The 20,988-nt window shown below is 60.5% G+C and carries 19 protein-coding genes; 10 read left to right on the top strand and 9 right to left on the bottom strand.

Going from position 1 to position 20,988, the window contains the following annotated elements:
• Positions 1-61: 61 nt before the first annotated feature.
• The 6 genes from AC07W5_RS17445 to AC07W5_RS17420 all read right to left on the bottom strand — a co-directional run bounded on the left by AC07W5_RS17445 (position 62) and on the right by AC07W5_RS17420 (position 5,334).
• Positions 62-727 (bottom strand): response regulator, encoded by a 666-nt coding sequence (locus AC07W5_RS17445; protein ID WP_494992798.1) that lies wholly within the window; start codon positions 725-727, stop codon positions 62-64.
• Positions 728-783: 56 nt separating this feature from the next.
• Positions 784-1,341 carry a PQQ-dependent catabolism-associated CXXCW motif protein gene (locus AC07W5_RS17440; protein WP_495023935.1) on the bottom strand — a complete coding sequence of 186 codons (558 nt, stop codon included), beginning with the start codon at positions 1,339-1,341 and terminating at the stop codon, positions 784-786.
• Between the two features lie 289 nt (positions 1,342-1,630).
• Entirely contained in the window at positions 1,631-2,422 is a 792-nt protein-coding gene (locus AC07W5_RS17435) for an ABC transporter permease (RefSeq protein WP_495023934.1), read from the bottom strand.
• On the bottom strand, positions 2,419-3,162 hold the full coding sequence (locus tag AC07W5_RS17430; RefSeq protein ID WP_494992801.1) for an ABC transporter ATP-binding protein: 744 nt from the start codon (positions 3,160-3,162) through the stop codon (positions 2,419-2,421). Before AC07W5_RS17430 ends, AC07W5_RS17435 begins: the two co-directional genes overlap by 4 nt.
• Positions 3,159-4,118, bottom strand: a complete 960-nt coding sequence (locus AC07W5_RS17425) for a YVTN family beta-propeller repeat protein (protein ID WP_494992802.1) — start codon at positions 4,116-4,118, stop codon at positions 3,159-3,161. Before AC07W5_RS17425 ends, AC07W5_RS17430 begins: the two co-directional genes overlap by 4 nt.
• A 31-nt stretch (positions 4,119-4,149) precedes the next feature.
• Entirely contained in the window at positions 4,150-5,334 is a 1,185-nt protein-coding gene (locus AC07W5_RS17420) for an ABC transporter substrate-binding protein (RefSeq protein ID WP_495023933.1), read from the bottom strand.
• 422 nt (positions 5,335-5,756) lie between these two features.
• On the opposite strand from AC07W5_RS17420, the gene pedF reads away from it, so the two are divergent.
• From pedF to AC07W5_RS17370, 10 genes are all read left to right on the top strand, one after another.
• Positions 5,757-6,218, top strand: coding sequence for a cytochrome c-550 PedF (gene pedF, locus AC07W5_RS17415; protein ID WP_495010760.1), 462 nt, complete (start codon positions 5,757-5,759; stop codon positions 6,216-6,218).
• A gap of 3 nt (positions 6,219-6,221) precedes the next feature.
• On the top strand, positions 6,222-7,097 hold the full coding sequence (locus tag AC07W5_RS17410) for a substrate-binding periplasmic protein (RefSeq protein ID WP_495023932.1): 876 nt from the start codon (positions 6,222-6,224) through the stop codon (positions 7,095-7,097).
• 9 nt (positions 7,098-7,106) lie between these two features.
• The gene (locus AC07W5_RS17405; protein WP_495023931.1) at positions 7,107-7,868 is read left to right on the top strand and encodes a quinoprotein dehydrogenase-associated SoxYZ-like carrier; all 762 of its coding nucleotides are present in this window, start codon (positions 7,107-7,109) and stop codon (positions 7,866-7,868) included.
• A 15-nt stretch (positions 7,869-7,883) separates the two neighbouring features.
• Positions 7,884-8,813 carry a quinoprotein relay system zinc metallohydrolase 1 gene (locus AC07W5_RS17400; RefSeq protein ID WP_495023930.1) on the top strand — a complete coding sequence of 310 codons (930 nt, stop codon included), beginning with the start codon at positions 7,884-7,886 and terminating at the stop codon, positions 8,811-8,813.
• 273 nt (positions 8,814-9,086) lie between these two features.
• The gene (locus AC07W5_RS17395; RefSeq protein ID WP_495023929.1) at positions 9,087-10,865 is read left to right on the top strand and encodes a PQQ-dependent methanol/ethanol family dehydrogenase; all 1,779 of its coding nucleotides are present in this window, start codon (positions 9,087-9,089) and stop codon (positions 10,863-10,865) included.
• Positions 10,866-11,126: 261 nt separating this feature from the next.
• Positions 11,127-12,647 carry an acetaldehyde dehydrogenase ExaC gene (gene exaC, locus AC07W5_RS17390; RefSeq protein WP_495023928.1) on the top strand — a complete coding sequence of 507 codons (1,521 nt, stop codon included), beginning with the start codon at positions 11,127-11,129 and terminating at the stop codon, positions 12,645-12,647.
• A 227-nt stretch (positions 12,648-12,874) separates the two neighbouring features.
• Entirely contained in the window at positions 12,875-12,946 is a 72-nt protein-coding gene (gene pqqA, locus AC07W5_RS17385) for a pyrroloquinoline quinone precursor peptide PqqA (protein ID WP_010209364.1), read from the top strand.
• Positions 12,947-13,003: 57 nt separating this feature from the next.
• Positions 13,004-13,918 carry a pyrroloquinoline quinone biosynthesis protein PqqB gene (gene pqqB, locus AC07W5_RS17380; RefSeq protein ID WP_495023927.1) on the top strand — a complete coding sequence of 305 codons (915 nt, stop codon included), beginning with the start codon at positions 13,004-13,006 and terminating at the stop codon, positions 13,916-13,918.
• 237 nt (positions 13,919-14,155) lie between these two features.
• The gene (gene ercA / locus AC07W5_RS17375; RefSeq protein ID WP_495023926.1) at positions 14,156-15,319 is read left to right on the top strand and encodes an alcohol dehydrogenase-like regulatory protein ErcA; all 1,164 of its coding nucleotides are present in this window, start codon (positions 14,156-14,158) and stop codon (positions 15,317-15,319) included.
• Complete coding sequence (locus tag AC07W5_RS17370; RefSeq protein ID WP_494992812.1) at positions 15,303-17,030, top strand: PAS domain-containing hybrid sensor histidine kinase/response regulator; 1,728 nt, start codon at positions 15,303-15,305, stop codon at positions 17,028-17,030. The genes ercA and AC07W5_RS17370 overlap by 17 nt, the downstream gene beginning before the upstream one ends.
• 90 nt (positions 17,031-17,120) lie before the next feature.
• Here the strand turns inward: AC07W5_RS17370 and AC07W5_RS17365 are convergent, their stop codons facing one another.
• The 3 genes from AC07W5_RS17365 to AC07W5_RS17355 form a co-directional block, all read right to left on the bottom strand.
• Positions 17,121-17,996, bottom strand: coding sequence for a helix-turn-helix domain-containing protein (locus AC07W5_RS17365; protein WP_495010754.1), 876 nt, complete (start codon positions 17,994-17,996; stop codon positions 17,121-17,123).
• A 77-nt stretch (positions 17,997-18,073) separates the two neighbouring features.
• Positions 18,074-19,492, bottom strand: coding sequence for an aminotransferase (locus AC07W5_RS17360; RefSeq protein WP_495023925.1), 1,419 nt, complete (start codon positions 19,490-19,492; stop codon positions 18,074-18,076).
• A 56-nt stretch (positions 19,493-19,548) separates the two neighbouring features.
• Positions 19,549-20,649 carry a polyamine ABC transporter substrate-binding protein gene (locus AC07W5_RS17355; RefSeq protein ID WP_495010752.1) on the bottom strand — a complete coding sequence of 367 codons (1,101 nt, stop codon included), beginning with the start codon at positions 20,647-20,649 and terminating at the stop codon, positions 19,549-19,551.
• Positions 20,650-20,988 lie beyond the last annotated feature (339 nt).

The raw sequence follows: 20,988 nt of genomic DNA, 5'->3' as shown, positions 1-20,988 counted from the left end.
TTGAGTCCATCGCGAGCAAGCTGCGCTCCTACAGGGTTATCACAGACCGTTGAGTGAAATGTCAGCGCCGCAAATACGCCGCAAAATCAATATCGCCGGCGCTGAGAATCGCCTGCACCCGGTTGTGCACGTTGAGTTTGCGCAGGATCGCCGAGACGTGGGCCTTTACCGTGGTTTCGGCAATTTCCAGGGAATAGGCGATCTGTTTGTTCGATTCGCCCTTGGTCATGCGTTCCAGCACCAACAGCTGCTTGCGGGTCAGGGCCTGAAGCAGTTCCGGCGGGAAATTCGGCGTGTCATTCATGCTGCGCCGCGTCCCGGTTTTTTGCGTTCGAATGATGTCTGAGGGCAGGTAAACGTTGCCGTTCAGAATCTGCTGGATAGCCTCGGTCATTTGTGAGCGGGGGGAGGATTTGGTGATGAAACCCACCGCACCGTAGGTAATGGCTTGCAGCACGACCTGCTTGTCCTGCTCGGCGGAGACAATCACCACCGGAATGGTCGGTGCCTCGTTGCGCAGATTGATCAGGCCGTTGAGACCGTGCATGCCCGGCATGTTCAGATCAAGCAGGATCAGGTCCAGATCGTCATGCTGTTGCGTCAGCTCCAGGGCGCTGTCCAGGTCGGCGGTTTCCATGACCTCGCTGCCAGGGAAACCGTCGCTGATGACGTTATGAATGGCTTCGCGAAACAGTGGGTGATCGTCGGCAATCAGAATTTTGTACATGGCCTTTCACCTCGTTATTTTGATTATGGTGTGGCGGGGGCACGCAGCCTGGCGGGTCAGGGAAAAGGCTCGGGCCGGGACGGTTCCACTGGCAGGTTCGCCGCTTCCCAGGCATCCAGCCCGTCACGGTACCAATACACAGCTTTATAGCCCATTGCGGTGGCGCGTTTTACCGCGTTCCAGCTCAGCCAGCAATCGGCGCGGCAATAGAACACCAATGGCTGATCCTCGCGCCCGGCCGTAGCCTTTTGCAAGTTGCGCGCGAAGTAGTCCTGCACTTGCTGGCTCAGTTCACCATCACCGGTGTTGGCCAGCCAGTGGCTGCCGGGGAGGTTGGCATGGGGTTGGTCTTCGATGAAACGCCCCTCAAGCCATTGCCGACGATAGACGTCGATCAGTACCGGCCTGGGTATTTGCGTCAACAGGGCTTTCAGGCTCTCGGTGTCAATGATTCTGGCGCCGTCCACATGATTCGGCGTCGGGCTGCGGTAGAGGCTGGTGCGATAGCCTTCAGGGGAAAACAGCGGTGTTTCGGCCTGCGCGACACCCAGCAACAGGCTCAGCGACAAGGCTGCAAGGGGCGGGCAGAGCAGATAACGCGGGGCACGCAGCATAGGGTTTGGTCCTTCTTGTTATAGACCCATTACATGCCAGTGCTGGTGCTTTGTGAATGCGACGATAGACAGGGAAACCCGTACTAAAGTAGTAATTTTTGCGTTCGGGAGGGCGACACCAAACCTCTGTAGGAGCAGCCGGTCGACGCTCGATTGCTCGCGATGATGGACGTTAACGATAACGCGTGTTATCTGAATAAACGCGCCGCCCTTGAGTCCATCGTCGGAACGCCGCCCGGAGCAAGCTCGCTCCTACAGGTTTTGAGTACACCCGTGGGGACTCAGCCAATTATCCAGCCCGTCGTACCGCCGCATGCTGCGGATTGAAGGTCAGCACCGCCAGCAGCGAAAACAGCAGCGTCAACCCCAGACAAACCACCAAAGCCATCAGGTTAAAGCGCTGGTACAAGGCAAAACGCACCAATTCCACCGCATGGGTGAACGGGTTGAAGGCGCAGAGCCAATACAGCCACTCACTGGCTTCGCGCATTTTCCACAGCGGGTACAGCGCCGAAGACAGGAAAAACAGCGGGAAGATCACGAAATTCATCACCCCGGCGAAGTTCTCCAGTTGGCGGATGGCATTGGACAGCAACAACCCCAGCGCACTGAGCATCAACGCCACCAGCAGCAACGCCGGCAGCGCGGCAACCAACCCGAAAGCAGGTGGTTGCACGCCGTAGACCCAGGCGATGGCGAGAAAGGCATAGACCTGCAGCAGTGAGATCAATGAGGTCGCCAGCAATTTGCTGCTCAACAGAAAGGCCCGGGGCAGGGGGCTGGTCAGCAACACCCGCATGCTGCCCATTTCCCGGTCATAGACCATCGACAGTGAACCCTGCATGCCGTTGAACAGCAGGATCATGCAGGCCAGACCGGGGATGATGTAGACCTCGTACGGAATGTAGGTGTCATAGGGTTCGATGATGGCGATGCCCAGCGCCGCCCGGAAACCCGCGGCGAACACCAGCAGCCACAGCAGAGGGCGCACCAGCGCACTGAGAAAACGCGTGCGCTGCAAGATAAAGCGCAGCCATTCGCGCAGCACGATACCGCTGAAACACTGCCAATAAGCGTTCATCGAACTGCGACTCCCGAAGCCGTTGAAGTGGTCAGGCGCTGGAACGCCGACGTCAGGTCACCGCCGTGTTCGAGACTCAGGGCATCAGCCTGGCCGCTGGCCACGAGGCGCCCTTGATGCAGAATCAGCAGGTCATCACGGGCTTGCACTTCGTCCAGCAGATGGGTGGTCCAGAGCACGCTGATACCGTGGTCGCGGCACAGGCTGCGAATGTGTTGGTTAAGTGCCAGGCGGCTGGCCGGATCGAGACCGACGCTGGCTTCATCGAGCAACAACAGGCGCGGCTCATGCAGCAGTGCCCGGGCAATTTCCACTCGACGACGGTGGCCGCCATTGAGTTCGCGGACGCGTTCACGGCGCCGCTCGGTCAGTGCCTGGCGCGCCAGTTCGGCCTCGACCCGCGCCTGGGCCTGGCGACGGGACAAGCCATGCAACGCTGCGTGATAACGCAGGTTCTGTTCGACGCTGAGGTCCAGGTCCAGCGTGCTCTGTTGAAACACCACACCCAGTTGGCGCAAAGCCGGACGCGGAGTGCTGCGCAGGGAGTGACCGCCAACCCGAATGTCGCCGCGCTGCACGTCATACAATCGCGTCAGCAGGGCGATCAGGGTCGATTTTCCAGCGCCGTTTGGCCCCAACAATGCGGCGAAACGCCCAGGCAGCAGGCTGAACGTCACGTGGCGCAATGCCTCACGGGGGCCGTAGGCGAAGCTCAGGTCAGTCACTTCCAGGGCGTTCATGGGGTCACCACCACGCCCCATGGATAACGGCCGACCTTGACCGACTTGATGACCTTGAGGCTGTTTACATCGATCACTGACACATCGCCGCTGACGCCATTGGTGGCCAGCAACTGACTCTGATCCGGGGTAAACGCCATCTGCCAGACCCGACGGCCCACTAGCAGGTAGTCGAGAATCTCGAAGGTTTTGGCATCGACCACCGCGACATGGTTGGCAGGGCCCAAGGCAACGAAAGCGTATTTACCGTCAGCGCTGAGTTTGACGCCAACCGGCTGGACCTTGTCCGGGTGCACGCCTTTGATCTGGAACTTCAAGGTCTTGAGAATTTTCCGGGTCGCCACGTCGAGAATCGTCACGGTGCCGCCAATCTCGGCCGAGGCCCAGAGCCGTGAGCCATCCTGACTGAACTCGACGAAGCGCGGTCGCTGATCCACCAGGGTGCTGTCGGCCAGGGTCTGAGTGCTGGTGTCGATCCAGTGCAACATGTTGGTGGTTTCACTGGTGTTCACCGCCCATTTGCCGTCGGGGCTGACCGCCATGCCTTCCGGTTCGACGCCGACATTGACCTGGGCAAGCACCTTGGAGGTTTCGGTGTCGATCACCGTGACCAGCGCATCGTCCTCGTTGGATACGTACAGCCAACGGTTATTGGGATGCAGGGCGAATTGCTCCGGGTCTTTGCCGGAGGGCAGTTCCTTGATGATCTTGCGGGTGGCGACGTCCATCACCTGGACCCGGTCCGAGTCGCTGGCGCAGATGTACAGCAGCTTGCTGTCATGGGACAGCAACAGACCGCGTGGACGCTGACCGACCGACAGGGTGTCGGTGACTTGCAGGGTCTGCATGTCGATCAGGCTCAGGCTGTTGTCCTTTTCGTTGGAAACCCAGGCGGTACTCGCCAGCACGGGCGCGGTGGCGAGCAGTAAGGCGGATGCAAGCAGGGTGCGGCGCATGGCAGGTTCCTTGTTGTTGTCGTTGTGGGAATCAGGGAAAGCGGCAGGTCACTTCGGGCTTGTCGTAGCCCAGGCTGTCCATTTCGTTGAAGGGGTGCAGGAAGCCGTCTTGCGGCGAGGTGCTGACCAATGCCCGGGGCTGAACGATCGGTATCGGTTGCCGTAACTGGCCATTCCACGGGCGATAGCTGAGCTTGCGGCCCTTGAAACCATCCAGTGGCAACTGATCACTGAGCTCCAGTTGGCGAATCGCCTGGGTATCGGTTTGGCGCAATTTGCTCACGGCGCTGGCGACGCTGCGCACGGCAATCCAGGCGGCGAAATCACGGTCGTTCATCCAGCGTCCGGCCATGGCCTCGAAGCGTTTTTGCAACTGCGCGGCACCGTAGGTTTCCACGGTTTTGTGCCACCCCGTAGGGGTCAGGCCCTGGGTGCCGGCGACCGGCCGCGGGTACCAGGTCTGGTAGGGCAGGTACTCGCCAAAGTCGCCGCGCTCATCGGCCACCAGCACTACGTCGTATTCAGCCGTCTGGGTGAACAGCGGCATGTCGGCCTGGGCACTGCGGCGTTGGTCATTGTCAAAGGACCAGAGTTTCTCTGCGACGATCTGCAACCCGAAGCGTTTCGCCGCGCGCCGAAGTGCGGCGGCATAGGCCCGATCATCCGGGGTCGGGCCGACAATCAGCAGCAGGCGCTGCCATTTGCGCACCACCAGAAATTGCGCCAGTGCATCGGCGAGCATCGCCCGGCTCGGCAGGCTATGCAGCACATTCGCCAGGCAGTCGGTGCTACGCAGGTTGTCGTCGGCACTGCCGGCATTGAACAGCAGGCTGTCGGGCAGGGCGGCGCTGAGCTGGCGCAGGCTGTCGGCCGGCGCATTCACCACGAACAAACGCAGGCCTTGGTCGTGCTGGACCTTCGCTGCGTCGAGCAAGGCTTCGGGACTGTCGACGCTGGCGCTGACCAGGCTGTAGCTGTGATTGAGAAAACGCCCGGTGCTGTTGCTGTCGGTTATCGCCAGCTCGGCACCGCGCTGCCCGGCGTCGGTGGGTTCGGGAATAATGTTCGACAGCAGCGGGCCGGGATCGGGCCGATAGCCCAGGTAGCCGATGCGGACCTGCAACCCGGCGTCCTGCGCCTGGCTTTGGGTCGCCAGCAACGCGGCGCTGGCAATCGCCAGCAGGTAGAACAAGGCGTAACCGACAAGCTGGCGCATAGGGCACTCCACTACAGGTAGCGCCAGAATAGGAAGTGACGGGGTGCGGGGAAATATGCAGAAAGTACCAATGGGCCAGTACCAAGGTCGTAACTCAAGGCATGCGCGGGGCTTTTAGCGTGGCAATAACGGGGCACCAGGCATGAATGCGCGAAGCCAGAAATGATCGTTCCCACGCTCCCGCGTGGGAATGCCTCACTGGACGCTCTGCGTCCGCTTCGGCAGTGACGCGCAGCGTCACGGGCTGCATTCCCGCGCAGAGCGTGGGATCGATCACATGCTTCAGGCCCTCGCCGCAAGCCCTACTACCAAGGGAGTAGAGGGCGACAACCAAAGCAGCATACGGCTCACCGAAGTCAGTTCTTAAGATGGCGGCATAGCCTCTGCAGAGAGGTTTTGCGTGCAATCTTGAGGGCATAACAATGACAACAATACGCAACGCCATGCTTGCCGCCGGGCTGCTGGCCGGTTTGATCAGCGCGGGTTCGGCAATGGCCCACGGCAACGTGGTGCCGCAAGCCGTGGAAACCAAAGGCCTGACACCGATCAAGGATGCCGGGGTACAGGTTGATGGTGATGGCTGGGCTGCGGTGAACCCCTATCGCACCTCCCCGGAACACGACAAGGCGCTGGAAATCGGCTCCTCGGCCTATAACCAGAATTGCGCCGCTTGCCATGGCCTGGAAGCCAAGTCCGGGGGTATTGCACCGGACCTTCGCAAACTCGATGTCGGCGACGCCGGGGATGAGTGGTTCGTCGAGCGCGTGCGTCATGGCGCGGTCCGCGATGGTCGTGTCTACATGCCGAAAATGGCCGACTACTTGAGTCAGGAAGCCTTGTGGGCAGTACGCACCTACCTGGACAGCGTGCACGTCGAGGAGTAACCCATGCGCCTGCTCACTGTGTTTTTCACCGTAGTGCTGCTGTGCTGCCAGACGGTGCAGGCGCAGGTGCGCAATTTCGACCAGATGATCGCCGCGGGCGAGCTGAAGGTCGCGGTCTACAAGGATTTCGCACCCTACAGCTTTGAAGACGGCGGCCAGCCGCGGGGCGTCGATGTGGAGCTTGCGCAGGCGTTGGCCAAAGCCCTCGGGGTGCGCCTGGTGCTGATCTGGGCGCCAGCGGGCGAGAAGCTCGACGACGATCTGCGCGACTACATCTGGCGCGGCAATCAGCTGCGCAACCAGCAGTTGGCTGACTTGATGATGCGCGTGCCTTACGACCGCGATTACGCACAAAAACGCAATGAATTCGGCGAGCTGGAAAACGGCCATGTGGTGATGTTCGGCCCTTACCAGAACGAATCCTGGCAAGTCGCGTATGACCGCCGCCGACTCGACTCGGTGGGCAGCGTCGCGGTGTTTGAACACCACCCCATCGGCGTCGAAGTGGACAGTGTGCCGTCGTTCTACCTGACCTCGGTGTTCAACGGCATGCTCAGCGCCAGGACCCACCATTACCCCGGCGTGCCGCAAGCCTTTGCCGCAATGAAGGCCGCAGAGGTGGATGCGGTGATGGCAATGCGCGGCGAGATCGACTGGCAGGTGCATCTGGCAAAGGACCCGCAATTGGCGCTGGCGCAAAACGCCTACCCGAACATGGGTAAACAGCTCTGGGAGATTGGCATGGCGGTGCATGAAAGCAATCGCCAACTGGCCTATGCCGTGGAAGAAGCTCTGGAAGGGCTGATCCGCGACGGTACGCTCAAGGCGATCTATGCCGGGTACGGGCTGCGCTATGAAGTACCGCAGATGTATCAATAGGAGCGGGCGATGATCTGGCGAGCGAGTTGTCTGTTGGCCTGTTGGTTGCCATTGGCGGCGCAGGCCATCGAGGTCGATCCGGGCAAGGATCCGGTGCCTTCGGTGATGTGGGCCTTTTATCACAAACAGATGCTTGGCGATGCGCCGTTCGTGTTCGATGAGCGGGTCAAGCTGCTGGCGCCGCCGTTCGCCGAGGATGCCCGGCAGGTGCCGCTGGAAATCGACGCCCGGGTGTTCAAGGGTGAGGTGGTGAAGATTCTCGCCTGGGCCGAGCTCAACCCGTTGCCGAAAATCGTCGATTTTCAGCCGGGGGAGCGGGTGTTGCCCTGGCTGTCGATCCGCATCCGTATCGAACAGGCCACGCCGTTGCGTGCGGCGGTGCTGACCCGCGACGGGCTCTGGCATGTCGGCTCGACCCTGATCGACGCCGCTGGCGGTGGCTGCACGGCGCCCAGCGTGGTGCGCACCCAGCCGGGCTGGGAGGAGCATATCGGCGAAGTCCTTGGCGGGCGTTATCCGCGCGGCGGGTTCAGTCGCCTGCGAGTGCAGGTAGCGCATCCGATGGATAACGGCATGGTCAGCGGTATTCCGGAGTTCTTCCTTAACCATGCCGAGTTGCGCGATGACGGCGGCAAGGTGCTGGCCAGTCTTGAGCTGTTCCCGGCGGTCAGCGAGAACCCGAACCTGGCTTTTGACATTGAAGGAGCAGGGCAGACGCGTCTGTTGCTGCGCGATAACAGCGGCAATGAATTCGATGCGGCGATTCCCTGATCAGAGGAGAGCGCCATGCGCTGGATGCTGCTGTTATGTCTGAGTCTGAGCCTGCCAGCCCTGGCGGACTTCGACTATCAACTCAAACCCCGGCAGATCGCCGAGGACACCTGGCTGCTGGAAGGCAGCACCGACAATTTCGCCAAGGCCAACGGCGGCAATATCGTCAATACCGCGTTTATCGTCACTGAGCGCGGGGTCGTAGTGATTGATACAGGACCGTCGAAACGCTACGGCGAAGCCTTGCGTAAAGCGATTGCCACAACCACCGATAAACCGCTGATTGAGGTCTTGTTGACGCACCATCATCCCGATCATGTGCTGGGCAACCAGGCGTTCAGCGATGTTCCCATCGGTGCTCTGGCCGGTACTACCGGGTTGTTGCGACAGCAAGGCGATGCCATGGCCGAGAACATGTATCGACTGGTGGGCGACTGGATGCGCGGCACCGAGGTGGTGTTGCCAACCCAGGAGATAACGCCCGGCCTCCTGAATATCGGTGGTCACCCGTTGCGTTTGTTGGGGCTGCGCGGCCATACCGGCGCCGATCTTGCGATCCTCGATGAGAAAACCGGTGTGCTGTTTGCCGGTGATCTGGTGTTTTATGAGCGAGCCCTGACCACGCCTAACTCCCCGGGACTGGAAGTGTGGCAAGCGGATATCGATCAGCTCGAAGCCCTGCCGTGGAAACAGATCGTGCCCGGCCACGGCCCGATTGCCACCGACCACAAACCCTTCGTGCAGATGCGCGACTACCTCGGCTGGCTCGACCGGTTGATGCGCGAGGGTGCCGCCAATGGCAGCGAAATGGGCGAGATGATCCGCAGCCCGATTCCCGAGCGCTTCGCGGGTATCAGCCTGAGCCGCTATGAACTGATCCGCAGCGTCAGCCATTTGTATCCGCGCTATGAGCGTGGGCAGATGAAGCGGGTGGATGGCCAGTAATAAATCTCGCTGGTGCACGCAATCCTGTAGGAGCTGCCGCCCCGTCTTCGACGCCGCGCTGTCGCGCAGAGAACACCTGTAGGAGCACGGCTTGCCGGCGATGGCGTCCTTGAGATCGCCATCGCGAGCAAGCTCGGCTCCTACAGTTCCTTGTACCAAGGAACTAGAAAACTCCGCACTGCGGGCAATTGTTGGCAGGACGGCGGCGACCAAGAATCTGCACCAGACCGGGAAAATTTCCCGGGTACAACAAAAACCGCAGAGGTAGCCGTCATGACCCAACCCGCACGTCGCCAACCCTTCGCCTTGAGCGTGCTGCTCAGCGCCATGCTGTTGTCCGGCTCGGCCCTGGCCGCAGTCACCGATCAAGATATCCTCCAGGACCCGAAAAACCCGGAGCAGATCGTCACCAACGGCCTGGGTGTCCAGGGCCAGCGCTACAGTCCGCTGGATACCCTCAACATCGACAACGTGAAAGAGTTGCGACCGGTCTGGGCCTTTTCCTTCGGTGGCGAGAAACAGCGTGGTCAGCAGGCGCAGCCATTGGTCAAGGACGGCGTGATGTACATGACCGGCTCTTACTCGCGGGTGTTCGCGGTGGATGCACGCACTGGCAAGAAGCTTTGGCAATACGATGCGCGCCTGCCCGATGATATTCGCCCCTGCTGCGACGTGATCAACCGAGGTGTCGCGCTGTACGGCGATCTGGTGTTTTTCGGCACCCTCGACGCCAAGCTCGTGGCCCTGAACAAGAACACGGGCAAGGTGGTCTGGAGCAAGCAAGTCGCCGACCACAAAGAAGGCTACTCCATCAGCGCAGCGCCGTTGGTGATCAACGGCAAACTGATTACCGGGGTGGCCGGTGGTGAGTTCGGGGTGGTCGGCAAGATCTCGGCCTATGACCCGAAAAATGGCGATTTGCTCTGGACCCGGCCGACTGTAGAAGGCCACATGGGTTACGTCTACAAGGACGGTAAAGCGATCGAGAGCGGCATTTCCGGCGGTGAAGCGGGCAAGACCTGGCCGGGCGATCTCTGGAAAACCGGCGGTGCTGCACCTTGGCTGGGTGGCTACTACGACCCGGAAACCAACCTGCTGCTGTTCGGCACCGGCAACCCGGCGCCCTGGAACTCGCACCTGCGCCCGGGCGACAACCTCTACTCATCGTCGCGTCTGGCCCTGAATCCGGACGACGGCACCATCAAGTGGCACTTCCAGAGCACCCCTCACGACGGTTGGGACTATGACGGCGTCAACGAACTGGTGTCCTTCAACTACACCGAAGGCGGTAAAGAAATCAAAGCCGCGGCGACGGCCGACCGTAACGGGTTCTTCTACGTGCTCGATCGCACCAATGGCAAGTTCATCCGCGGCTTCCCGTTCGTTGACAAAATCACCTGGGCCAGCGGCCTGGACAAGGATGGTCGACCTGTCTACAACGAGGCCAGCCGTCCGGGCGCTCCGGGCAGCGAAGCCAAGGGCAGCTCAGTGTTCGTCGCGCCGGCCTTCCTCGGGGCGAAGAACTGGATGCCGATGGCCTACAACAAGGACACCGGTCTGTTCTATGTACCGTCCAATGAGTGGGGCATGGACATCTGGAACGAAGGTATCGCCTACAAGAAAGGCGCGGCGTTCCTCGGGGCCGGCTTCACCATCAAGCCGTTGAACGAAGACTACATTGGCGTATTGCGCGCCATCGACCCGAAAACCGGCAAGGAAGTCTGGCGTCACAAGAACTACGCGCCGCTCTGGGGCGGGGTGCTGACCACCAAGGGCAACCTGGTCTTTACCGGTACGCCTGAGGGCTTCCTGCAAGCGTTCAACGCCAAAACCGGCGAGAAAGTCTGGGAATTCCAGACCGGTTCTGGCGTGCTTGGCTCGCCCGTCACCTGGGAAATGGACGGCGAACAGTACATCTCGGTGCTTTCCGGCTGGGGCGGCGCCGTTCCATTGTGGGGTGGAGAAGTGGCCAAACGCGTCAAAGACTTCAACCAGGGCGGCATGCTCTGGACCTTCAAATTGCCGAAAGATTTGGTGGTGGCCAAGCATTGATCTGACGCAAGCCCATGATCGTTCCCACGCGCAGCAAAGGAATGCCTCAACGGACGCTCTGCGTCCGCTTTAGGGACGCGGAGCGTCCCGGGCTGCATTCCCACGCGGAGCGTGGGAACGATCTACATACATACGCGAAAACTACGACCAAATAACGAGAGTCCCCCCTGCCAACGGCGCATTCGTCCGGCACGCGGGGCTCTCTACCATCGATTCATCGCCTGTCCGCCCGACAGGCATCGACCCAAATAGAGGCCCACCATGATTTATGCTCAACCCGGAACACCTGGCGCCGTTGTGTCTTTCAAACCACGCTACGGCAACTTCATCGGCGGTGAGTTCGTCGCACCGGTCAATGGCGAATACTTCACCAACACCTCCCCGGTGACGGGCGAAGTGATTGCCGAGTTCCCTCGCTCCAGCGCCGCCGATATCGACAAGGCACTGGACGCTGCCCATGCCGCAGCCGATGCCTGGGGCAAAACTTCGGTTCAGGACCGCTCCCTGGTGCTGTTGAAAATCGCCGAGCGCATCGAACAGAATCTGGAGATCCTTGCGGTCACCGAAACCTGGGACAACGGCAAGGCCGTACGCGAAACCCTGAACGCCGACGTGCCGCTGGCCGCCGATCACTTCCGCTATTTCGCCGGCTGCATCCGCGCTCAGGAAGGCGGCGCCGCCGAAATCAACGAACTGACCGCCGCCTACCATTTCTACGAACCGCTGGGCGTGGTCGGGCAGATCATTCCGTGGAACTTCCCGCTGCTGATGGCTGCCTGGAAACTCGCTCCGGCGCTGGCGGCCGGCAACTGCGTGGTGCTCAAACCGGCCGAGCAGACGCCACTGTCGATCATGGTGTTTGCTGAACTGATCGCTGATTTACTGCCGGCGGGCGTCTTGAACATCGTTCAGGGCTTCGGTCGCGAAGCCGGTGAAGCCCTGGCCACCAGCAAGCGCATCGCCAAGATCGCCTTCACCGGTTCCACCCCGGTCGGCGCGCACATCATGCATTGCGCCGCCGAGAACATCATTCCGAGCACCGTGGAGCTGGGCGGCAAGTCGCCGAACATTTTCTTCGAAGACATCATGAACGCCGAGCCGCAGTTCATCGAAAAAGCCGCCGAAGGCCTGGTGTTGGCATTCTTCAATCAGGGCGAGGTTTGCACCTGTCCGTCGCGGGCGCTGGTGCAGGAGTCGATCTACGAAGCGTTCATGGCCGAGGTGATGAAAAAAATCGTCAAGATCAAGCGCGGCAATCCACTGGACACCGACACCATGGTCGGCGCCCAGGCGTCCGAGCAGCAATACGACAAGATCCTGTCCTATCTGAAAATCGCTCAGGAGGAGGGTGCTGAACTGCTCACCGGTGGTGCTGCCGAGCGGCTTGAGGGTGACCTGTCCAGCGGCTATTACATCCAGCCGACATTGCTCAAGGGGCACAACAAAATGCGTGTGTTCCAGGAAGAAATCTTCGGTCCGGTGGTCGGCGTGACCACCTTCAAGGACGAAGCCGAAGCCCTGGCGATTGCCAACGACAGCGAGTTCGGTCTCGGTGCCGGGCTCTGGACCCGTGACATCAACCGTGCCTACCGCATGGGCCGGGCGATCAAGGCCGGGCGTGTCTGGACCAACTGCTACCACCTGTACCCGGCGCACGCCGCGTTCGGCGGCTATAAAAAGTCCGGTGTCGGTCGTGAAACCCACAAGATGATGCTCGACCATTACCAGCAGACCAAAAACCTGCTGGTCAGCTACGACATCAACCCGTTGGGGTTCTTCTGATCTAGCGGACACCGCGTCAACCCCATCGCGGGCAAGCCTCGTTCCTACGGATTTGCACAATCCTGTAGGAGCGAGGCTTGCCCGCGATGAGGCCCTGCCTGACACCCCCGCCAACACCCCCTACCAATGCACCCCGCAACCTCCTTCGAAAGTAGCATTCGGTCGCGCCACAGCCCGTGTATTAATGCCTCTACCGGAATTGCCCGGCATAAGAAGAGGATTGACCCATGTGGACTAAACCCGCGTTTACCGATCTGCGTATTGGCTTTGAAGTGACCATGTATTTCGCCAGCCGTTGATCGTTTTCCCGGCCAATCCCTGCATTGGCCGGGGCCTGCACATTGGAGCGCTGCCCTATGCACATCCGGATTCTTGGCTCCGCCGCTGGCGGTGGTTTCCCGCAATGGAACTGCAACTGCCGCAATTGCGCAGGCGTACGTAATGCCAGCCTGCGGGCGCAACGGCGTACGCAGTCTTCGATTGCCCTGAGCGATAACGGTGTGGACTGGATTGTGTGCAACGCTTCGCCGGACATTCGGGTTCAGCTGGAATCATTCCCACCGCTGCAACCGGCCCGCCAGTTGCGTGATACGGCGATTGCCGGGGTGATCCTGCTGGACAGCCAGATCGACCATTGCACCGGCTTGCTGAGCCTGCGCGAAGGCTGCCCGCATCAGGTCTGGTGTACCGAGATGGTCCATCAGGACCTGAGCAGCGGTTTTCCATTGTTCACCATGCTGAGCCACTGGAATGGCGGGCTGCAGTGGCAGCCCATCGGCTTGAGCGGCGAACCGTTCGGCATTCCCGCCTGTAGCCACCTGCGACTGCGGGCCATTGCCTTACGCAGCAGCGCGCCACCGTATTCGCCCCATCGCGGCAATCCACAACCTGGCGACAACATCGGGTTATTTATCGAAGACCTGCGCAGCGGTCGCAGCCTGTTCTACGCCCCGGGGCTTGGACAAGTCGACGACCACTTGCTCGACTGGATGCACCGCGCCGACTGTCTGCTGGTGGACGGCACCCTCTGGCGCGACGATGAAATGCGCGTCAGTGAAGTCGGTGACAAACTCGGCAGCGAGATGGGGCATCTGCCGCAAAGCGGGCCCGGCGGAATGCTCGAGGTGCTCGAGGGTTTTCCCGAACAGCGCAAGATTCTCATCCATATCAACAACACCAACCCGATCCTCGACGAAGACTCGGCCGAGCGCGCACTGCTGGAGCGGCGCGGGATTGAAGTGGCATTCGATGGAATGGATATCGACCTGTAATCCCTGTAGGAGCGAGCTTGCTCGCGATATGGACGTTAACGGTAACGCGGATTTTCTGGATAAACGCGTCGCACTCAGGTCCATCGTCGGAACGCCGCCCGGAGCAAGCTCGCTCCTACACCGGCATTGGGGTTTGCCCGCGAAAGCGGCATGACAGGCTACCCATTGGTCTCATTGCATTCGTAACAAGATGCTTTAGGCTGGCGTTTATCTTCAAAACAATAAAAAAGGCTTTCCATGAGCCAGAATCTCAGCCAGCTGCGTAAATTCGTTTCTCCTGAAATCATCTTTGGTGCCGGTTGCCGGCATAACGTCGGCAACTACGCAAAAACCTTCGGTGCACGCAAGGTCCTGGTGGTCAGTGATCCCGGGGTGATCGCCGCCGGTTGGGTCGCCGATATCGAAGCCAGCCTGCAGGCTCAAGGTATCGACTACTGCCTGTACAGCGCGGTCTCGCCCAACCCCAGGGCGGAAGAGGTCATGCTGGGTGCCGAGATGTACCGGGAAAACCACTGCGATGTGATCGTTGCCGTCGGCGGCGGTAGCCCGATGGACTGCGGCAAAGGCATCGGCATCGTTGTCGCTCACGGGCGCAGCATTCTTGAGTTCGAAGGCGTGGACACCATTCGGGTGCCGAGCCCGCCGCTGATTTTGATCCCGACCACGGCCGGTACTTCGGCCGACGTCTCGCAATTCGTGATCATTTCCAATCAGCAAGAGCGGATGAAGTTCTCCATCGTCAGCAAAGCGGTGGTGCCGGACGTGTCATTGATCGACCCGGAAACCACCCTGAGCATGGACCCGTTCCTGTCTGCCTGTACCGGCATCGATGCCCTGGTGCACGCCATCGAAGCCTTCGTTTCCACGGGGCACGGGCCGTTGACCGATCCTCATGCGCTGGAGGCGATGCGCCTGATCAACGGCAATTTGCTGCAAATGATCGCCAATCCCACAGACATCGCGCTGCGGGAAAAAATCATGCTTGGCAGCATGCAGGCCGGGCTGGCGTTCTCCAATGCGATTCTCGGTGCGGTGCATGCCATGTCCCATAGCCTGGGCGGCTTTCTTGATCTGCCCCATGGGCTGTGCAACGCGGTGCTGGTCGAGCATGTGGTGGCGTTCAACTACAGCTCGGCACCGGAGCGCTTCAAGGTGATTGCCGAGACCTTCGGTATCGACTGTCGTGGCCTCAATCACCGGCAGATCTGTGGGCGACTGGTGGAACACCTGATCGCCCTCAAACACTCGATCGGTTTCCATGAAACCCTCGGTTTGCACGGCGTCAGCATGGCGGACATTCCGTTCCTCTCGCAGCACGCCATGGACGACCCGTGCATCCTTACCAACCCGCGCGAGTCGAGCCAGCGTGATGTCGAGGTCGTCTATGGCGAAGCCCTCTGACGAACAACAGCGTGCTCTGGCCGGGCTGTTGGGGCTGGGCAGCCATTCGGCGCGCAAGAGCCATTACCCGGAGCTGGCGGCGCGTCTGGATGATCTGGAGACCGAGCGCAATCGCTATAAATGGCTGTTCGAGCATGCGGTACACGGTATTTTCCAGGCCAGCCTGCAAGAAGGGATGCGCGCTGCCAACCCGGCACTGGCACGAATGCTCGGCTACGAAGATCCACAGGAAGTGTTGTTTTCCCTGAAGGATCTGGCCGGCAATCTGTTTATTGGCGGTGTCGCCCAATTGCAGTCCATCGGCGAGACCTTGCAACGCCAGCGCAGCCTGCTTGGTTACGAAACACAGCTGCGGCGCAAGGATGGCAGTTGTCTCGATGTGCTGATGAACCTGCTGCTCAAACCCGATCAGGATGGGTTGGTAGAAGGCTTTGTCACCGATATCACCGAACGCAAACTGGCCCAGCAACGTCTGCAACAACTCAATGATGAACTGGAGCAACGTGTCGCGGCGCGCACCGACGAGTTGCTGGAAGCCAACCGCAATCTGCAACAGCAGATCGCCCGGCGCGAACAGATCGAACACGCCTTGCGCGAGGCCCGGGATGCCGCCCAGGCCGCCAATCGCAGCAAGGACAAATACCTGGCCGCCGCCAGCCATGACTTGCTGCAACCGCTGAACGCCGCACGCTTGTTGATTTCGACCTTGCGCGAGCGGGATTTGCCGGACGTCGAACAGGTGTTGGTCGAGCGCACCCATCAGGCTCTGGAAGGGGCCGAAGACTTGCTCACGGACCTGTTGGATATCTCCAAACTCGATCAGGCCGCGGTCAAACCGGACATCGCGCTTTACCGCCTCGATGAATTGCTCACGCCGCTGGTCTCGGAATTCCAGTCAGTCGCCGAGGCGTCCGGTTTGAACCTGCGGGTACGCATTGGCGATTTTGCCGTACGTACCGACTTGCGGCTGATGACACGGATCATGCGCAACTTCCTCAGCAACGCCTGCCGCTATACCGATCGGGGCAGCATCCTGCTCGGCGCCAGACGGCGGGGCAATTGCCTGCGCCTGGAAGTCTGGGACACCGGTCGCGGTATCGCCGCCGACCGGCTGGATTCAATTTTCCTTGAGTTCAACCAACTGGACGTCGGCCGCGCTGCCGACCGCAAGGGGGTGGGACTGGGTCTGGCCATCGTCGAGCGCATCGCGAAAATCCTCGGCTATCGGGTCCAGGTTCACTCACGGCCGGGACGCGGCTCGATGTTCAGCATTGACGTGCCGATCTCCCGTGAAGTGCCGCTGCCCATCAGTCAGGCAGCGCCTCAGCCAGGTACAGGCAACCCCTTGCCGGGCCGACGTTTGCTGGTGCTGGACAACGAATTGAGCATCCTTGAAAGCATGAGCGCACTGCTCGGGCAGTGGGGCTGTGAGGTGGTGACGGCGACCGACGAGGTCAGCGCACTGCAGGCGTTGCAAGGGCGTGCACCGGAACTGATTCTGGCGGACTTTCACCTGGATCACGGCGTCGTCGGCTGTGAGGTGGTCAAGCATCTGCGCGAACATTTTGCCCGGCCTATCCCGGCCGTCATCATCACGGCTGACCGCAGTGATCAGTGTCGACGCTCGTTGCAAAAACTCGGCGCACCGCTGTTGAACAAACCGGTCAAACCCGGAAAGTTGCGCGCAGCGTTGAGTCAGTTGCTGGGTTAGTGCACGCAGGCAAGCCATCGCAACGTGCTGCATGACCGCCGAGGAGGGGGCAGGCCCGCCAGGTTGAGTGCCGATATGGCCGGCTCGGCGTCAGGCTACTCGGGTCTCCCGGTTCTGCGTCAACCAGTCGATGAACAGTGAAAACAACTCCGCCTGCGAGCTGATTTCCAGCTTGGTGTAGAGATTCTTGCGGTGCATGCGCACGGTTTCCGGAGAGATACTCAGTACCCGCGCGGTGGATTTTACCGAATGGCCACGCAGGATCAGGTGAGCGATCTCGCGTTCACGTACGGTCAGCAGGGCGCTACCGAAGTTCATGAAAGCGGCTTCGATTTGCTGGTTGAGGCTGGTCTGCGGGCCAGGTGGGGTGTCCCGTTCGGCCTCTGCAAACAGGCTCCGCAGGCCCCCGGTGGTGCCGAAACGGCGCAGCAGTTCGCGGACCATTGGCTCTACGGCACGCATCAGTCCCAGTTGTTGCGCATTGAAGGGTGTGGTGCTCAGGCCCTGGAACATGGACAGCGAAATCTTGCTCTGCCGGTCGAGGTCGACGATGTAGTAGCAGTCTTCCACGGCGCCGCTCTTGAGGTAGTAAGTCTTGTAATACTCACTGCTGAAGAAATCATCCGGAGCGATTTCCGAGAGGTGGTAGAAGCCTTCGGCGAGGCCGTTTTCCACGGCCAGACAGAACGGATCAAGCAGGTAACCACGGGAGAAGTAGCGGTTGATGATGTCGTCGCGGTGATCGCGCGGGATGCCTCGCTGGTGCAGCAGTTGCGGTGGCAGGCCTTTGCGTTCAAGGCTGATCATCATCGACTCGATGGGCGTCAAACCGTTGAGCGCCGCCGCCAGATGTTCGAGGAAGGTGGCGTCATCTATCGCCATGAAGGCCGTCGCCAGCCCGCCATGCCAGGTCTGAAAAGCCTGGAGAGGGAGCGCGGTAGACATATCGCTTGGGGTATCGGTCATGCCCGGCAGTCTACTCGCCGGGCACGTTACAGGCAAAACGCCAGGCAGCCTTTTTTCCGCCATATATTGCCGGTAGCTCATTGACCCTGGTACTGACCGCTGCGCTTGAGTTCATCGGCGGTATCCAGGATGCATTCGCGCAGGATCCGGAGCACCTCATCAACCTGTGCGTGAGTGATGATCAGCGGCGGCGACATCACGTTCAGGTGCCCGATAGGACGCACCATCAAGCCTTTGGCTTGTGCCCGCAGGTGGATTTTCTCGCCGATGTTCAGTGCGTCCGGGAAGAGCACCTTGCTCTGTTTGTCGGCGACGAATTCGATACACGCCATCAGTCGTTTGCAGCGCACGTTACCCACCAGTGGCAGGTTGGCGAGGGTCTGCAGGCGCTCCTCCAGGTAGCTACCGACATTTTCGACGTGGGCCAGCAGGTTTTCACGTTCGATAATTTCAATGTTCTTCAGCGCCGCGATACAGCTGACCGGATGCCCGCTGTAGGTGAAACCATGGGTGAAACAGCGGCCCTTGCCGGGTTCGCCGATCACCTGCCAGATGCGCCTGGAGAAGATGCAGGCACCCAGCGGCAGGTAGCCCGAGGTCAGTCCCTTGGCAGTGGTGATGATGTCCGGTTGCATACCGAATACTTCTTCTGAGGCGAAGAACTTGCCCAGCCGACCGAACGAGGTCACCACTTCGTCGGCGACATAGAGAATGTCGTAGCGCTGGCAGACTTCCCACATACGCCGGTGATAACCCTCAGGCGGGATGATCACGCCGCCCGAGCCCATGACGGGCTCGGCGAAGAATGCCGCAACGTTGTCGGGGCCAATGGTGAGAATCTTGTCTTCGAACTCGTTGACCAGGAAGTCAAGGAAGTCCGCTTCGCTCATGCCTTTCGGTGCCCGGTAATAGTTGGGGCAAGAGACGTGGTGGAACAGGTCGCTCATGAAGTCGAATTCAGGCGCGCGGTCGGCGGCCTTGTTGCCGATCGACATGGTCAGGAAGGTCGAGCCGTGGTAGGCGTTGATCCGCGAGATGATGTGCTTCTTTTCGTGCTTGCCACGGCTGTTCTGGTAGAACTGGACTAACCGGTAGGCGGTGTCTACGGCAGTCGAGCCGCCGGTGGTCAGGAACACATGATCGAGGTCGCCGGGGGCCAGGCTGGCGAGCTTCTCGCAGAGCGCGATGGCGGTGACGTTGGCCATGTCGCAGAACGGGTTGGAGTAGGCCAGCTGGCGCACCTGATTGGCGATGGCCTCGGCCATTTCCTCGCGCCCCAGGCCGATGTTGGTGCACCACATGCCGCCGACAGCGTCGAGGTAGCGATTGCCGGCGGTGTCGTAGATATAGGCGCCATCGCCTGCGGCAATGTTCAATGAGCCTTGTTCGCGATGCTCGTCGAACATGTGGAAGCCGTGCATGTAGTGCGCCTTGTCGGCGGCGACCAGTTTTTCCTGGTCAAATTGCGCAAAGAACGCTGGGGATTGAGTTGGCATAGCCTTCACCTTCGGAATAACTGTGGGGTGGAAATCTTTCGGCGCAGGGAGCGGCGTCATTTACCGGTCTTCACCATGTTCCAGGTGCGGGTGATCAGACGGACGCTTGCCTGCGACTGGGTCTTCTGGGTGAACAGGCGCTTGAGGGTTTCCGGGTCCGGGTAGATCGCCGGGTTGTCGCGAATGTCCGCGGTCACCAGTGCCGTCGCGGCTTTGTTGCTGTTGGCATAGCGGATGTAGTCGCTGACCTCGGCGATCACCTGCGGCTGCAGCAGGTATTCGATGAATTTGTGGGCATTGGCTACGTTGGGTGCATCGGCCGGGATGTAGAAGTCATCGAACCAGATCAGCGAACCTTCCTTGGGAATGAAGTAGTCGAGCTTGATCTTCGCTCCGGCTTCCTGGGCGCGTGCCTGGGCGGTGGCGTAGTCGCCGGACCAGGTGGTGGACAGGCACAGGTCACCATTGGCCAGGCCGTTGAGGTAACCGGTCGAATCGAATTTGCGAATATAGGGACGCACCGCCATCAGCACCTCCTGCGCAGCCTTGAGGTCCTTCGGCTCGACACTATTGGGGTCGCGGCCCAGATAGGTCAGCGCCAACGGGATGATGTCGGTTGGCGAATCGATCAAGGTCACGCCACAGTCAGCAAAATGTGACACGACTTTGGGGTCGAAGATCATCGCCAGCGAACCGATGGGGGCGTCCGGCATGCGTTCCTTGATCTTGCTGACGTTGTAGGTCACGCCGTTGCTGCCCCAGGTATAGGGCGCCGAATAGGTCACGCCGGGGTCGTAGTTTTCCAGGCTCTTGAGTACATGCGGGTCGAGATTCCGCCAGCTGGGCAACAGCGTCTTGTCCAGTGGCTGGAATACCTTGGCCTTGATCAGCAGGGGCACCAGGGCGGCATTGAGCACCACCAGATCGTAGCCGGAGCGGCCCGGCAACAGCTTGCCCTGGACGGTTTCGTAAGAATCAAAGGTGTCGTAGGTCACCTTGATGCCGGTGGCCTTTTCGAAGTTGGCGATGGTGTTTTCGCCAATGTAATCCGCCCAGTTGTACAGCCGCAGCGTGTTACCGGGCGCATCCGCGCCATGGCTGAGCGCGGGTATTGCGGCCAGTGCCGCGCTGAGTACTGCTGCGAAGATTTTGCGCATATCAGTCCCACCTTATTGTTGTTCTTGCGCTCGGGGCGAGCTGCCAGGCTCACTTTCAAGCAGCGCCTGCAATCGCGCCATAACCCGATCGGGTAGGTGAGAGGTGTGTTCGGGTAAATGCCGGCGTTGATGCCTGGCTGCAACCCGGCGCAAGGGCGCTTAGCCGCGCCGGTAAGTCCTGGCTTGGCATTTCACCCCCCCTGCACAAAACGGATAGCGATCTGCACAAAGCGGATATCGCCCCTCGCTGCGCCTTCATAACCTCACATGGCCTGAACAAGAACAATCGAGGAGCTGCCACGCGGCACTGCCGCACATGCTCAAGCAAGGTGCCGGGGA

The sequence above is a fragment of the Pseudomonas sp. GW821-FHT01E05 genome (assembly GCF_059422425.1).
The sequence above is the reverse complement of the archived record's forward strand: the minus strand, read 5'-3'. Positions and strand labels throughout refer to the sequence as shown.

Excerpts from the sequence above, each read along its gene's own strand:
- AC07W5_RS17360 (WP_495023925.1), bottom strand. The coding sequence starts at position 19,492 with ATGCCAACTCAATCCCCAGCGTTCTTTGCGCAATTTGACCAGGAAAAA.
- AC07W5_RS17425 (WP_494992802.1), bottom strand. The coding sequence starts at position 4,118 with ATGCGCCGCACCCTGCTTGCATCCGCCTTACTGCTCGCCACCGCGCCC.
- AC07W5_RS17440 (WP_495023935.1), bottom strand. The coding sequence starts at position 1,341 with ATGCTGCGTGCCCCGCGTTATCTGCTCTGCCCGCCCCTTGCAGCCTTG.
- pedF (WP_495010760.1), top strand. The coding sequence starts at position 5,757 with ATGACAACAATACGCAACGCCATGCTTGCCGCCGGGCTGCTGGCCGGT.
- AC07W5_RS17365 (WP_495010754.1), bottom strand. The coding sequence starts at position 17,996 with ATGACCGATACCCCAAGCGATATGTCTACCGCGCTCCCTCTCCAGGCT.
- AC07W5_RS17395 (WP_495023929.1), top strand. The coding sequence starts at position 9,087 with ATGACCCAACCCGCACGTCGCCAACCCTTCGCCTTGAGCGTGCTGCTC.
- AC07W5_RS17400 (WP_495023930.1), top strand. The coding sequence starts at position 7,884 with ATGCGCTGGATGCTGCTGTTATGTCTGAGTCTGAGCCTGCCAGCCCTG.
- ercA (WP_495023926.1), top strand. The coding sequence starts at position 14,156 with ATGAGCCAGAATCTCAGCCAGCTGCGTAAATTCGTTTCTCCTGAAATC.
- AC07W5_RS17445 (WP_494992798.1), bottom strand. The coding sequence starts at position 727 with ATGTACAAAATTCTGATTGCCGACGATCACCCACTGTTTCGCGAAGCC.
- AC07W5_RS17430 (WP_494992801.1), bottom strand. The coding sequence starts at position 3,162 with ATGAACGCCCTGGAAGTGACTGACCTGAGCTTCGCCTACGGCCCCCGT.
- AC07W5_RS17420 (WP_495023933.1), bottom strand. The coding sequence starts at position 5,334 with ATGCGCCAGCTTGTCGGTTACGCCTTGTTCTACCTGCTGGCGATTGCC.
- AC07W5_RS17405 (WP_495023931.1), top strand. The coding sequence starts at position 7,107 with ATGATCTGGCGAGCGAGTTGTCTGTTGGCCTGTTGGTTGCCATTGGCG.
- exaC (WP_495023928.1), top strand. The coding sequence starts at position 11,127 with ATGATTTATGCTCAACCCGGAACACCTGGCGCCGTTGTGTCTTTCAAA.
- AC07W5_RS17370 (WP_494992812.1), top strand. The coding sequence starts at position 15,303 with ATGGCGAAGCCCTCTGACGAACAACAGCGTGCTCTGGCCGGGCTGTTG.
- AC07W5_RS17435 (WP_495023934.1), bottom strand. The coding sequence starts at position 2,422 with ATGAACGCTTATTGGCAGTGTTTCAGCGGTATCGTGCTGCGCGAATGG.
- AC07W5_RS17410 (WP_495023932.1), top strand. The coding sequence starts at position 6,222 with ATGCGCCTGCTCACTGTGTTTTTCACCGTAGTGCTGCTGTGCTGCCAG.
- pqqB (WP_495023927.1), top strand. The coding sequence starts at position 13,004 with ATGCACATCCGGATTCTTGGCTCCGCCGCTGGCGGTGGTTTCCCGCAA.
- AC07W5_RS17355 (WP_495010752.1), bottom strand. The coding sequence starts at position 20,649 with ATGCGCAAAATCTTCGCAGCAGTACTCAGCGCGGCACTGGCCGCAATA.